This is a genomic window from Thermodesulfobacteriota bacterium, from assembly GCA_039028315.1.
Lineage (GTDB): Bacteria > Desulfobacterota_D > UBA1144 > Nemesobacterales > UBA2774 > CR02bin9.
On record JBCCIH010000042.1, the window covers coordinates 1 to 12,942 of the forward strand.

15 protein-coding genes are annotated in these 12,942 nt (G+C 40.1%); 10 read left to right on the plus strand and 5 right to left on the minus strand.

The window, feature by feature from the left end; translation table 11 throughout:
- A partial coding sequence (locus tag AAF462_04110) for a Coenzyme F420 hydrogenase/dehydrogenase, beta subunit C-terminal domain (protein MEM7008298.1) occupies positions 1–962 on the minus strand: 962 nt, incomplete at its 3' end.
- A gap of 461 nt (positions 963–1,423) precedes the next feature.
- Between AAF462_04110 and AAF462_04115 the strand changes: the two genes are divergently transcribed.
- The 5 genes from AAF462_04115 to AAF462_04135 are packed head-to-tail and all read left to right on the plus strand — an operon-like array spanning position 1,424 to position 5,694.
- Positions 1,424–2,350, plus strand: a complete 927-nt coding sequence (locus AAF462_04115; GenBank protein ID MEM7008299.1) for an ATP-binding cassette domain-containing protein — start codon at positions 1,424–1,426, stop codon at positions 2,348–2,350.
- On the plus strand, positions 2,351–3,103 hold the full coding sequence (locus tag AAF462_04120; protein ID MEM7008300.1) for an ABC transporter permease subunit: 753 nt from the start codon (positions 2,351–2,353) through the stop codon (positions 3,101–3,103). It begins immediately after the preceding gene.
- Positions 3,100–4,458 carry a GldG family protein gene (locus tag AAF462_04125; protein ID MEM7008301.1) on the plus strand — a complete coding sequence of 453 codons (1,359 nt, stop codon included), beginning with the start codon at positions 3,100–3,102 and terminating at the stop codon, positions 4,456–4,458. Before AAF462_04120 ends, AAF462_04125 begins: the two co-directional genes overlap by 4 nt.
- A gap of 54 nt (positions 4,459–4,512) precedes the next feature.
- Complete coding sequence (locus AAF462_04130; protein MEM7008302.1) at positions 4,513–5,448, plus strand: DUF4340 domain-containing protein; 936 nt, start codon at positions 4,513–4,515, stop codon at positions 5,446–5,448.
- A gap of 24 nt (positions 5,449–5,472) precedes the next feature.
- Positions 5,473–5,694, plus strand: coding sequence for a hypothetical protein (locus AAF462_04135; GenBank protein ID MEM7008303.1), 222 nt, complete (start codon positions 5,473–5,475; stop codon positions 5,692–5,694).
- 2 nt (positions 5,695–5,696) lie between these two features.
- Here AAF462_04135 and aspS read toward each other — a convergent pair whose 3' ends face one another.
- Positions 5,697–7,499 carry an aspartate--tRNA ligase gene (gene aspS / locus AAF462_04140; protein ID MEM7008304.1) on the minus strand — a complete coding sequence of 601 codons (1,803 nt, stop codon included), beginning with the start codon at positions 7,497–7,499 and terminating at the stop codon, positions 5,697–5,699.
- 150 nt (positions 7,500–7,649) lie between these two features.
- Here aspS and era point away from each other — a divergent pair, with 150 nt between their 5' ends.
- On the plus strand, positions 7,650–8,546 hold the full coding sequence (gene era / locus AAF462_04145; GenBank protein MEM7008305.1) for a GTPase Era: 897 nt from the start codon (positions 7,650–7,652) through the stop codon (positions 8,544–8,546).
- A 2-nt stretch (positions 8,547–8,548) separates the two neighbouring features.
- Here era and AAF462_04150 read toward each other — a convergent pair whose 3' ends face one another.
- Together AAF462_04150 and AAF462_04155 are read right to left on the minus strand one after the other, a co-directional pair.
- Complete coding sequence (locus AAF462_04150; protein ID MEM7008306.1) at positions 8,549–9,307, minus strand: class I SAM-dependent methyltransferase; 759 nt, start codon at positions 9,305–9,307, stop codon at positions 8,549–8,551.
- A 15-nt stretch (positions 9,308–9,322) separates the two neighbouring features.
- Positions 9,323–10,111: an enoyl-CoA hydratase-related protein gene (locus AAF462_04155; GenBank protein MEM7008307.1), complete on the minus strand. Its 789-nt coding sequence runs from the start codon at positions 10,109–10,111 to the stop codon at positions 9,323–9,325.
- Between the two features lie 143 nt (positions 10,112–10,254).
- On the opposite strand from AAF462_04155, the gene AAF462_04160 reads away from it, so the two are divergent.
- Positions 10,255–10,758, plus strand: a complete 504-nt coding sequence (locus AAF462_04160; GenBank protein ID MEM7008308.1) for a hypothetical protein — start codon at positions 10,255–10,257, stop codon at positions 10,756–10,758.
- A gap of 25 nt (positions 10,759–10,783) precedes the next feature.
- Positions 10,784–11,326, plus strand: coding sequence for a hypothetical protein (locus AAF462_04165; protein ID MEM7008309.1), 543 nt, complete (start codon positions 10,784–10,786; stop codon positions 11,324–11,326).
- A 52-nt stretch (positions 11,327–11,378) separates the two neighbouring features.
- Here the strand turns inward: AAF462_04165 and hisIE are convergent, their stop codons facing one another.
- Positions 11,379–12,041, minus strand: coding sequence for a bifunctional phosphoribosyl-AMP cyclohydrolase/phosphoribosyl-ATP diphosphatase HisIE (gene hisIE, locus AAF462_04170; GenBank protein ID MEM7008310.1), 663 nt, complete (start codon positions 12,039–12,041; stop codon positions 11,379–11,381).
- Positions 12,042–12,170: 129 nt separating this feature from the next.
- Here hisIE and rpoZ point away from each other — a divergent pair, with 129 nt between their 5' ends.
- Positions 12,171–12,380, plus strand: a complete 210-nt coding sequence (rpoZ, locus tag AAF462_04175; GenBank protein ID MEM7008311.1) for a DNA-directed RNA polymerase subunit omega — start codon at positions 12,171–12,173, stop codon at positions 12,378–12,380.
- Positions 12,381–12,484: 104 nt separating this feature from the next.
- Positions 12,485–12,942, plus strand: a 458-nt coding sequence (locus AAF462_04180) for a hydantoinase/oxoprolinase N-terminal domain-containing protein (GenBank protein ID MEM7008312.1), incomplete at its 3' end; no start/stop codon positions are given.

Here is a 12,942-nt window from a genome sequence, read left to right on the forward strand (position 1 = left end):
CAGTATAGACAAGCAGGGCGGGCAAAAGGATGAAAATCCTTAAGCTTCATGATTATTTCTCTGCCGTCTCTAAGCTCAATGATAACCTTTCCTTTTACGTTTACATTTACGATATCTATAGGATCTACCCCGAGCTCCTCTGCAATATAGCTTATGTGCTCATGAGTAAAACTCTCCGAGCAGAAAAGCCCGATTGTGAGGGCAACGTTTTGCTGATACCATTTGGCAACTTCTAAACGGATGCTGCTGAACTGCTGCTGTCTTACGCCGTCTATCTGACAAGGAACTCCAACTACAGCCAGAGGTTTTACATCTTTTCTCATTGCCTCTGTAAGAGCTACTGTGTTTGGTGAGTATGTGTAGCGTGAGCCGCTGCACTGTCTGATTTCGTCTGATGTTGTGCATAGCTTCTGCACACCGACCTGAGGATTTTCCGGAAGAACATCACCTGTTACTACTCCGTTAATTGATCCGTTCTCAAGTGCATGCACTAAGAGAGCGCTTGTTACGCCGCCGTCTTGGCCGCCATCTAAAAATTCTTTATCTTTCGCTCTTGCTATTACAGCATAGTTGTATGGGCCAAAGCCTTCGTCTTTAACAGGTTGTTTGAAACCCAAGAGAGTCTGAAGGTCTTTGTCGAGGGGTCTTAGCACAGGACAAACATCGGCGCAAAGTTCGCAGAACACACAGGCGTCGTTTCTTGTATCTACCGGATGCTCGTCAACGTAGTCAAAAACGTCTGTTGGACAAATCGTTACGCAAGCAGCGCATCCGACGCACTTTTGAGGCTCTACAATCTCTCGCATTAGAAAATCTACAGCTTTAAACCCGCCGCGGTTTATCTCAGATCTCCAAGCGTATGCCCACTCATATGGGTCAACACCTTCTTCGAGCATCTCTCTGTACTTTTTCTGGACTTCCCGGACTAGCTTTTCATCGTTACTAATCTCTTGGTTACTCATCTGTGCTCCTCTTATAATTTTTGGAATTGTCAGGCAGATTTAAATAGACATAGCAATCCGGTTGATTTAGAGTAAAAGATCCGAATTTAATTTGATTGATTTTCCCTAATTTGTTCACAATTTCCGGCAAAGTTTGCCACCTTGGCCAAAAAATTTTACAAACCTTAACCTAATTCTATAACCCTGTGCCTAATTACATAACCCTAATAACTTATAATCACATATCCCTTACAATATATGATCACAAACACCTAATAACACAACTTTAATATCACACTTAAAACATTAAGTCAATCACCAAAATTAACGCAGATTTCTTACTATAAATAATAAATGACAAAAACTTGTTAATAAATAGTTTGGATAAGAATTATAGTGCGGTTATTCTATAAAATTATTGCAGTATAAAATCGGTAAATGTCATAGTATGGAGTGCATCAAACTACACAAATAAAAGTGCTATGATACATGTTAAAAATGTCTCAAAACACTACGGTGATCTTATTGCCGTAGACAATATTTCGTTTCAATTACAAAAAGGTGATGTGCTTGGATTCCTAGGACCAAACGGCGCGGGTAAGACCACGACGATGCGTATCATCACGGGCTATATGCCGCCGACTAAGGGAAGCGTTTATATTGCCGATAAGGACGTATTTGAAGACCCCGATGAAGCTAAGTCTTATATAGGCTATCTTCCAGAAAACCCGCCGTTATATGAAGATATGGTAGTCACAGACTATCTAAATTTTGTAGCAGAGATAAAAAATGTTCCCGCGGCTAAAAAGTCCTCAAGTATTCACTATGTTATGGAAAAATGCGGAATCTCAGAGGTAAGCGGGCGGGTAATCGGACATCTCTCTAAAGGCTACCGCCAGCGTATTGGAATTGCGCAGGCCCTTATAAATGACCCCGCAGTGCTGATTTTAGACGAGCCCACTAACGGGCTTGATCCTATGCAGATAATAGAAATAAGAGAGCTGATAAAAGGCCTTTCGAGTGAGAGAACGGTAATTTTAAGCACACACATACTGCCAGAAGTAACCATGATCTGCACCAAGGTGGCAATAATAAACAAAGGAAAGCTCTTGGTTGAGGAGTCTTTAGAAAGACTAGCTAAGAGCAGCGGAGGCAAAGATAGTATTCTTCTTAAGACAAAGCATAAAGGGCCGGATGTGAAGGAAAAGCTTTTGTCTCTATATAATGTAGAGGGAGTATCTGACGGACCTTATGAGGAATTTATAGTTCAACCGATGATGGGATTTGATATAAGAGAGGAGCTGTCCCAAGTAGTGCTTCAAAACGGGTGGGGACTTTTAGAAATGCGCCCGGTAACTCATAATTTAGAAGAGGTTTTTTTAAGAGTAATATCTTCGGAAGGAAATTAGATGAACGGAGTTTATCCTATATTAAAAAGGGAGCTTGGATCATATTTTGCCTCCCCTCTTGCATATGTTGTACTAGTAGTATTCCAGGTAATAACAGCATTTTTATTCTTCCTAAATCTAAAAGGATATCTTCAGCTGCAGTTTGATCCCAGCTTTCAGCTCCTACGAGAACAACTGAACTTAAATACTGTAATCGTAATTCCATATTTCGATACGATGAGCATAGTGCTTCTTTTTATTATCCCGCTTCTCACTATGAGGCTAGTTGCAGATGAGAGAAGCAGCCATACAGCCGAGCTACTTTTTACCTCACCTATTAAACTGAGTTCAATAATTTTAGGAAAGTACCTAGCAGCCCTAATATTGTTAATCATCATGCTCGCATTATCCTCGCTTAATATATTAGTGCTTACTGCGCATGGCTCACCGGACATCGGTATGGTGCTATCCAGCTATTTAGGCCTCTTTTTGCTAGGCGCATCATTTCTGGCAATAGGAATATTCGCTTCATCACTTACAAGCTCACAGCTCGTGGCTGCAATCATAGCATTTGGCATACTTCTGTTCCTCTGGCTCATCGGTGCGTCTTCGGATGCGGATAGCTCGGTGTTTGGATATGTCTCACTGATAAACCATTTTACAAATTTTAGCAAAGGCATAATTGAGCTCAAAGATATCGCGTATTACCTTTCAGCGATCTATATAGGCCTGTTCCTCACCCACACTGCACTTGATTCAGAGAGGTGGCGATGAGGAAAAGGCGGCTTATTTACGGCACGGGAGCACTTATATCGGTTATTAGCACCATCGGTATAATAGTGGCAATTAATTATCTGCTTTTTAGAACTGATATACGGTTTGATGTTACCCAGGGAAAGCTGCACACTGTCTCTTCGGCAACTATAAGAGCCCTAAACAGCGTACAGGATGAGATCATTATTATAGGGTTCTATAAGGAGACAGGGGTGGACAGAAGCGGTTTTGTGGATTTAGCAAAAGAGTACACCAGAAGAAATGACAATATTAAAATAAGACTTGTAAATCCTGATCAAGAGCCCGCTGTAGCAAAGAAGTACGGTGTTAAAGAATATGGAAGCGTTGTATTGGCAAAAGATGAGAATGTGGTCAAGCTAAGGCTCACAGACCCGATCACGGGTGGAATACTTAAGAATTCCGAAGAAGAGATAACAAATGCATTGCTCAAGCTCACAAGAGATTCTCAAAAGACACTTTATATTCTTACAGGCCACGGTCAAAGAGATATGGGAAACAGCGTAGATGCACAAGGGCTTGGACTTTTAAGAAAAACTATATTAGATGAGGGCTACGAAGTAGCAGAGTTTATGATCCTTAGAGGAGATGATCTTCCTATAAAAGATTCAATATTATTGGTAGCTGCACCAACCCAAGCTTTTTCTTTGAGCGAGATACAGTACATAAAGAACTATCTCAATAGCGGCGGAAGGGCAATATTTATGATAGAGCCTAGGGCAGGAAATGAGATAGCATCAATATTAGCCGGTTACGGTTTTGATATTTCAGACGACGTCGTGATTGATCCAAGCTCGAAACTTGAGGGAGGAGGAGACATAGCTCCAATTGTGTCTGATTATCCTTATCACGAGATAACTGAGGATTTTAGGTTTGCTACAATTTTCCCTTACTCAAGGAGCATAGACGTTTCAAACGGATCTTATGACACGGCAGTGTTGGCAAACACCGGAGAATACAGCTGGTCTGAAACTAATTTTGACCTATTTGATGAGGGCGTGGCCCAAAAAGAGGCAACCGATAGATCAGGGCCCCTTGGAGTTGCGGCGATTGGAGAGAACGGCAACAACGGGCGGATCGCAGTTTTTGGAAGCGCTGATTTTGTCTCTAATGTGTTTCTTGAGTTCTCAGGCAATAGGGACTTTTTTCTAAATACCCTAAACTGGATATCAGGTGATGAGAATTTGATCTCAATAAGACCTAAAAAATTAAACTCTGGTAATCTCACAATTACCACAAAGCAGGTAGATATTATATTTATAATTATAGTTGTTGTTATACCAGCAGTGATATTGTTTTCTGGTATAGCCATCTGGTGGAAGAGGAGGGTGTTATAAAATCAATACTTGGAGTGTTGGATTAAGTAGCATGTCTAAAATACTGAAAATACTATGAATTATTTCCTTAAAAAATTTAAAGGCCCGCTTATAACTGCGGCTGTATTTGCTGTGCTCTTGATTGTTATATTTCTGCCTCAAAGGGAGAAGGAAACAAATATAATTCCGGCAGAAGAAAATGCTTTTTTAGAGGAAGGTGAGGTTTTATCTATTGAAGTTTACTATCCAACATCATGGGTATTATTAGAAAACGAAGAAGATAAATGGTTTGTGGTTGAAGATGACAAAAAGTTAAATGCGGATAGCAATCTTGTGCAAAATCTACTTTATGATGTTATGAACACGGAGATCTACGGCACAGTCCCGACCCAAGAGGTTGATCTGGAGCAGTTTGGTGTTGAGAGTGCTAAGGCTGAGATAATTCTTATCACAAAGGAAGATAACAATCACTTTATCATTGGAGACGAAATCCCAGTTGGTTCTGGAACTTATGTTTACCACCCTGAGAAAAAAATTGTTTATGTGGTGGAAGAGAATTACCTAAATAAGTTTTTGGATCTCAGCAGTGTTGATTTTAGAGAAAGGGGTCTATTTAATTTTGATGAAGACAAAGTTAATCGAATTTCCATATGGTCCGGCGAATTCTCTGCTGATCTGATTTTTGATAACGGACAATGGATTATTGACGGAGAAGACCAAATCGTTGCCGACTCAAAGAAAATAGATGAACTCTTGTGGATATTTTCCAGAGCAAAAGTACTTGGATTTCAGGATGAGCGGCCCCAGAGTATAGAAAAATACGGTCTGGACGATCCCGGAACAGAGATAAGATTTTATGAAGACGATAAGATTCAGGGCCTTTTATTTGGCAAGAGAAAAGACGAGGACAGTTATTATGTAAAGACAGACACTGATGATGCCGTTTATACAATTCACATAAGTCTTTTCAAAAGAGTGCCCAAAAACATAGAAAGCATAGCAAGCAAATAATACTGAACACAAGATGGAGGGCTTATGTTTATCGAAATAAAATCTACAGAAGGCGAGCTTAGCTGGATAAATCTAAAACAAGTGCTTGTAATTAAACTGGCAAGGCCTGCTGATGGGTGGGTCTGGAGCTTCACATTTAGACACGAGACATTTTGGTCTGCGACATTTGAGACAGAAGAAGAGGCTAACAAGTGGATTGAACATGCCCTTGGGAACTGCAAGATTCCAATGGCGCCGGATATGTAGTCTTACTTATCTTCTTCTTTTTGTTTTATATCCAGCTTTAGTCCTAACTCTAAAAGCTGATTAATATCCACCTCTGACGGAGCTTCCGTTAGAGGGCACTGACCTTTTTGGGTTTTTGGAAATGCAATTACGTCTCTAATAGACTGTGCGCCGGTAATCAGCATTACAATCCTATCAAGCCCAAGTGCGATTCCACCGTGAGGAGGGGCTCCAAAATCCAGCGCATCCAATAAAAATCCGAACTTGTCTTGAGCTTCTTCCATAGTGAGCCCAATTGCGCTGAATATTTTCTCCTGAATATCTTTTCTATAAATCCTGATACTTCCCCCGCCAATCTCGACACCGTTAAGTACAACGTCATACGCTCTTGATCTTATCATTCCCTTCTCCCCGTCAAGAAGTTCGATGTCCTCTTCATGAGGCGAAGTAAACGGGTGATGCATTGCGACATAGCGCTTCTCGTTGTGATCAAAATCAAAGAGTGGGAAATCGACTACCCACAGAAAATCAAATTGGCTATGGTCAATCATTGAGAACCTATCGCCTAGGCTTAGTCTTAGATTTGAAAGTACTAGGTTTACAATATGCGGAGTATCGGCGCCGAAGAACACAATGTCTCCGTCTTTAAGGTCGAGCGTTTTTTGAAGCTCATCTTTTTCCTGATCACTAAAGAACTTAACTATCGGAGACTGCCACTCGCCGTCTGAGACCCTTATCCAGGCAAGCCCCTTGGCGCCTAGAGTTTTTGCAACCTCTGTGTAGTCGTCAATCTCTTTTCTGGAAAGCTCAGCGCCTCCGCCTTCTACTTTGAGCACTTTTATAATTCCGCCGTTTTTAATAGCGCCGCTAAATACTTTAAACTCTGAATCTTTAAATATTTCTGAGATGTCTTGAAGCTCAAGCCCAAAGCGCGTATCTGGTTTGTCAGAGCCGTACTTAAGCATAGCTTCTTCATGAGTAATTCTCTTAAACGGCGTCTGAATCTCAGTGCCTTTTGCTTCTTTGAATATTGCTTTTAACATTCCCTCGACTACAGCTATTATGTCGTCCTCATTTATAAAGGTCATCTCTACATCAATCTGCGTAAACTCGGGTTGACGGTCGGCTCTTAAGTCCTCATCTCTAAAGCATCTTACAACCTGATAGTATTTATCTAACCCTGATACCATAAGAGTTTGTTTTAGGATCTGAGGCGACTGCGGCAGTGCATAGAACTGACCCGGGTTTAGTCTGCTTGGTACAAGAAAATCTCTGGCACCTTCAGGGGTAGATCTTGTTAAGTATGGCGTTTCGATTTCTAAAAACCCTTCTCCATTTAGATAGTCCCTTGTAGCTGAGGCAACTTTGTGGCGGGTAATGATGTTGTCCCTCATGCTTGGACGCCTGAGGTCAAGGTATCTATACTTAAGCCTTAAGAGTTCATCAACATTTATGTCTTCTTCAATTAGAAACGGTATGACTTTAGAGGTGTTTAAAATTCTCACCTCGCTTGCCATTACCTCAATTTCGCCGGTTTTAAGGTTGGGATTAATTGTTTCATCAGAGCGCTTTTTAACTGTCCCTTTAACGGCAATAACCCACTCATCACGTATGGCTTCACCTTTTTTATGAACATCGACACTGATTTCTGGGTTTAGAACTGCTTGTACGAGACCCTCGCGGTCTCTTAGATCAATAAATATCACCCCGCCGTGATCTCTGTGGGACTGAACCCAGCCCATGAGCACAACTTCTTTATCAAGATCATTCGTGCTAAGATCGCCGCAGTAATTTGACCTCTCCCAATCTCCCATTAACTCAAGCATTAATCCTACTCCTTGTCTCTATAAAGATTTTCCTTAAGACGGAAAATCTTAACCTTTATAAGCAATTTGGCAAGAATAGTGACTACAACTGCACACAAGACTTCTTTGTATGTTGTGATTATTTATTAGATTATTTAAGCTGTAAGGACAATGAGTGAGAATAATTCTTTTAAATCAGGATTTATAACAGTTATAGGAAGGCCCAATGTAGGCAAGTCAACTCTGATCAATGCTCTTGTCGGAGAGAAAATTGCGGCCGTCTCTGACAAGCCTAATACCACAAGAAATAGGATTCTTGGCATAAGGACATTGCCAGATGCACAGCTCATTTTCCTAGATACCCCAGGGATTCATAAAGCAAGAGGAAAGCTTGGAAAGGCGATGGTGCAAACTGCAATGGGAGCAGTTCAGGAAGCTGACGTGATAGTCGTCATGGTTGAGGTAAAGGAGCCCTTTGGAAGAGGGGACACATATATCATCGGGAATTTATCAAAGCCAGCTATTTTGGCCGTAAATAAAATTGATACGATTAAAAAGAACGAGCTTTTGCCAATATTGGAATCATCAAAGGAGTTTGAGGAAAAGTTCACTGACATTATTCCAATCTCTGCTATGAACGCTGACGGAACACAAGAACTCCTAGATAAAATTGTGGAATATCTCCCAGAGGGTCCTAAGTACTTTCCTGAAGAGATGTATACAGATCAGCCAGAGCGTTTTTTGGTTGCAGAGCTTATTAGAGAGAAGATATTTAGACTAACCCAAAAAGAGATACCCTATCAAACAGCTGTGGTGATTGAAGATTTCCACGAGGAGCCAGAGAGAAATTTAATAAATATTTCAGCTGTGATTTTTGTTGAGAGGAAAAATCACAAGGGGATTATTATTGGCAAAAAGGGCGAGATGTTAAAAGAGATAGGCAGTTTAGCCAGGGCTGATATTGAGAGAATATTAGGAGCTAAGGTCTATCTGGAGCTCTGGGTTAAAGTAAAAGAAAAGTGGAGTGAGAGGGACAATCTTATAAAAGAGTTTGGATATGGGGATTAAGTCTATGCTTTTTTTGCTATAAAAAATTCATAACCGTAGAAATCTGAATATCGGCGTCTCATATCAATTTCCGCCCTAGTCATTTCTAATATGCTAAGCGCCTCTTTATCATCTTTAAATTGTTCAGTAAGAGCTGGTAGTTTGGCTTCTAAGGGGGCGTAATAATTATCCCACCAGTCGCTATCAGGGAGGGTAAAATGGCCAGTTATTTCATATCCCTCAGTCTCTATTATCGATAAATTGTTCTCTAAGTTTGTCATTGGCGGATATTCGTTCTTGAAAAAATTAGACAGATCAGCCGGAGGATTGTCTTTAAGCCATACTAGCTCGCTTATGGCTATGTAGCTAGCCGGTTTTAGAAATGTCTTCCAATAATCAAGCGCGTTCTCAAACCCCATTATATATGCAGACCCCTCTGCCCATATTAGATCAAAACTCTCCTTCCCAAATCCAAGATCGTTCATGTCCCTGTTTAAGATAGTTATGCGCTGCGTTAAATTTTCTTTTTGAGCGTTTTGTTTCAATATGCTCAAGTATTCGTCAACTACATCTACGGCCATAATATTGCAATTAAGCGCATTTGCCAATGTGATAGTCTGCATACCCGGCCCGCAGCCGATGTCTAATACACCTACCTCATTCGGTAATCCAGCGCAGTAGGATAGCGCTTTTAATGTGCTCTGCTGGGAGCCAGGGCCTTGTCTGGGCAGGCCGCTTTGTATTTGTAAAAAAATCTCAAATAACTGGGGGTTCTCTTCCATAAAGGCTCCGCTCTTTTATTTGCCCTTAAACTCAGGATTTCTTTTCTCGGCAAAGGCTTTTTGGCCCTCTTTGTAATCCTGACTATTTTGAACTTCAAGAGTCATGTCTCTGATCAACTTTTCATCTTCTGCACTTAATTCTTTTTTTTGCAGAGTATTAGTAATAGTCTTAAGTGTTTTAAGAGAAAGAGGCGCATTCTCTGCAATCTCGCTCACAATCCCATATGTTAAATCTCCAAGCTCTGAACGGTCAACAATAAAATTTACAAGCCCGATCTGGGCAGCCCTTTCAGACGTTATAGCCTTACCTATTAAAAACATCTCCTTTGTATAACCAGGGCCAATTAGATCTAAGAACTTTTTCATGCCGCTGTGAGAATACACAACTCCTAGCTTTGCAGGCGGCATACCAAGCATGCACTTATTAACTGCGATTCTAATGTCGCACGTCACCGCAACCTCAAGCCCCGCGCCAAAGGCGTGTCCGTTCATCATTGCAATCACAGGGTATGGAAAATTCTCGATCTCTCTTAATGCCCTTCCAAGTGGGTGATTGCCTTCATGATGGGCTATCATATCATTCTCGCCAATTGCTCCAATATCATAGCCTGAGGAAAATGCCTTATCGCCAGCACCGGTTAGCACTATGCATCTGGCAATATCCTCTGAGGCGATGCGACTTAACTCTGACTTTAGCTGCTCTAACATAGAGGGCGTGATCAGATTGCGCTTCTCGGGCCTATTAAAAGTCAGTGTACATACCGGGCCTTTTTGATCTACTATTAGTTCTTTTGGCTCTGACAATTTAGCTCTCCAAAATAGAATTCAAAACTAGTATCGATTTGAGGCTGTGCTTTGTCAAATAGTTCTAACTTGCAGCCTAGAACTAGAGCAAACTTGAAAATTTAGTTATTATTAATAGCTTAATAATCTAGGAGAGTGAGAACATGCCTTTATTTGAATATGAATGCGACAAGTGTATGGATGGATATAACAAGTCGATTGATGACTTAGTTGCCAAGCTTACCAAGACCAACGCGACTAAAATTAAAAAAAGCAATGACGGAATACTTTACATAGAAGTTACTGATGGGAAAACCAATAAACAGCTATTTGCTTTAGGTGAGAAGAGTAACCGCAGAGGTCCAAGAAGATTCCGCTATACGCTTGATGACAAGAAAATTCTATATCTAGAGCTAAAGGACTTTAGGTTTAGCTCACTTGTTATGGATGAAGGTGACGAAGATGACGTAGAATGTCCAGTTTGTAAAGACAAAAAACCTCGCAGAATTTTCTCGACATTCAAAGCAATTTTTGATGATAAGAGCAAGCGCGCCCCAGGGCCTGGTGATGAGCTCAGATATCATATGGAATATAAAGAGATGAAAGATGAAGAGCAGAGAAATGACTGGGTTGGTCAGGAACATCTAAACCAATACTTCAATAGATAATATTTATAGATTTAGGAGGAAGTAGATGCCGCTTTTTGAATATGAATGCATAACATGCAGGGGTTACGTGGAAAGTTCATTAAAACAGATTGAAAAAAGTCTTACTAAAAAATCCGTTTCCGATTTGGTAAAAAACCACGATTACATAAATCATATAGGTATCTTTGATCTTGATAAGGAAGAGGTAGTAACTCAATCGGGGAAAAGAGACAGGGAATGTATAGATTTGGATTTTTATTTAAACGATGATTCTCTTTTAGTATTTTTTAACCTGCAAGGGAACTATCGTTTCTCCGAGCTCATTTTTGAAGAGGCTGATGAGAAAAAAGTTAAGTGCCCGCATTGCGATACCAAGAAAGTTGAAAAGGTGATATCCAGTTTTTCTTTCACTAGCGATCTATCCACCGATATGCCAAAGCCTGATCTTTCAAACTTGCCGCCTTCGGTAAGGAAAAACACTTTTCTAAGCGATTATATTGAAGAAAAGGATCAGCCTAAGAAAAATAGGGCAAAGAGACCTGTAAATCTAGAAAATAAAGCTAAACAGAAAAAAGTAGATTTCGACTAATTAGTTAGATTTATATGAGGTTGAGGATGATAAATCTCTAACCTAAAATTTATTAAGATTCCTCTCTATATTCTTCTTTTGGTTTTCCGAATCTCTTACCCAATTCTTTATAAATATCACTTGGGGTGATTCCGTAGTAGGCAAGTGCTACCATTGAGTGAAACCAGAGGTCAGCAGTTTCGTATATTAGCTCTTTAATGTCTTCGTCTTTTGCCGCAATAATTACTTCTCCAGCTTCCTCTCCTATTTTTTTGAGAAATTTGTTAGGACCCTTTTCAAATAGCCCGCTTACATATGAGCCTTCTTTTGGGTTTTGTTTTCTATCCTGTATAACTTCATAGACATCATCTAATGTTTTAGCATCTTCGGACGGCCCAAATGCAGGTGCTTCTTTATCGCCGTCAGCTGATCTGTAAAAACAACTTCTCTGACCTGTGTGACATGCAACCCCATTTTGTTTAACTAGGTATATAAAAGTATCTACATCACAGTCATAGAATATCTCCACAATTTCCTGCACATTCCCCGATTCTTCTCCCTTCATCCACTGTTTCTCACGAGACCTGCTCCAAAAGTGAGAGTTACCGGTATCAATGGTTTTTTGAATAGCCTCTTTGTTGGCATATGCCAGCATTAGCACCTGTCCGCTGGATTCATCCTGCACTATTACAGGTATAAGGCCATTCTCGTCAAATTTTATCTCATTTAAGTCCATAATCTTCCTCAGGGCTGATTATATTAACATAATAGCATCCATACTCGAAATAAGACATAGTAAGTTCTTTACATGTAGAGTTTCATGCCTTATATTAATATATATTCTAATTCACAGGAGTTGTTTCTAATGGCAAGAGTAACTATAGAAGATTGTTTAGATAAAGTTGTTAACAGATTTGCTCTTTCAGTTGCAGCAATGAAAAGGGCGAGACTTCTTGTCAAAGGCGCTCCTATGCTAGCTGACGAAACTGACAACAAAGACGTAGTTTCTGCTCTAAGAGAAATTGCAGAAGAAAAAGTCAAAGTTGTATACCCGGTAGGTCAGGACGAGTATTAGTTTTAGTTTCTATCCTACCAAAGAACCTAAACATTGATAGTATTTTATAGATTGGATATGTTTTGAAACTATTCAATTATAGATTTGCTATATGCTGAATATCTATGTCCAAACTAACACAGATAGGAATTGATACAGGCGGAACATTTACCGATTTTGTTTTCTTTGACGGTAAGAAAATAGATATACATAAAGTTCCTTCAACTCCAAGTGACCCATCAAAGGCAATTCTAGCCGGCATAAGCGATAAGCATGATCATATTGATCTTAATCTAAGTTTGGTTCATGGCACTACTGTAGCAACGAATGCTCTTTTAGAGAGAAAGGGCGCAAAGATTGCTCTAATAACTACTAAGGGTTTTGAGGATATAATACAGATTGGCAGACAAAACAGGGGTGAGCTATACGATGTGTTCTGGAATGCCCCACTTTCCCTTGTTCCCCCTTCACTAAGATTTGGCCTTGAGGAAAGAACTACATACGAAGGCAAGATAAAACATAAAGTTACCAAAAAGCAAGTCGATAAACTATTGTCAAAACTAAAACAGCTTAAAGTAAAGGG

Bases quoted from the DNA above. Each gene is read 5' to 3' on its own strand.
- AAF462_04115 (MEM7008299.1), top strand. From the start codon at position 1,424: ATGATACATGTTAAAAATGTCTCAAAACACTACGGTGATCTTATTGCC.
- era (MEM7008305.1), top strand. From the start codon at position 7,650: ATGAGTGAGAATAATTCTTTTAAATCAGGATTTATAACAGTTATAGGA.
- AAF462_04125 (MEM7008301.1), top strand. From the start codon at position 3,100: ATGAGGAAAAGGCGGCTTATTTACGGCACGGGAGCACTTATATCGGTT.
- AAF462_04150 (MEM7008306.1), bottom strand. From the start codon at position 9,307: ATGGAAGAGAACCCCCAGTTATTTGAGATTTTTTTACAAATACAAAGC.
- AAF462_04135 (MEM7008303.1), top strand. From the start codon at position 5,473: ATGTTTATCGAAATAAAATCTACAGAAGGCGAGCTTAGCTGGATAAAT.
- hisIE (MEM7008310.1), bottom strand. From the start codon at position 12,041: ATGGACTTAAATGAGATAAAATTTGACGAGAATGGCCTTATACCTGTA.
- AAF462_04130 (MEM7008302.1), top strand. From the start codon at position 4,513: ATGAATTATTTCCTTAAAAAATTTAAAGGCCCGCTTATAACTGCGGCT.
- aspS (MEM7008304.1), bottom strand. From the start codon at position 7,499: ATGCTTGAGTTAATGGGAGATTGGGAGAGGTCAAATTACTGCGGCGAT.
- AAF462_04160 (MEM7008308.1), top strand. From the start codon at position 10,255: ATGCCTTTATTTGAATATGAATGCGACAAGTGTATGGATGGATATAAC.
- AAF462_04165 (MEM7008309.1), top strand. From the start codon at position 10,784: ATGCCGCTTTTTGAATATGAATGCATAACATGCAGGGGTTACGTGGAA.
- AAF462_04120 (MEM7008300.1), top strand. From the start codon at position 2,351: ATGAACGGAGTTTATCCTATATTAAAAAGGGAGCTTGGATCATATTTT.
- rpoZ (MEM7008311.1), top strand. From the start codon at position 12,171: ATGGCAAGAGTAACTATAGAAGATTGTTTAGATAAAGTTGTTAACAGA.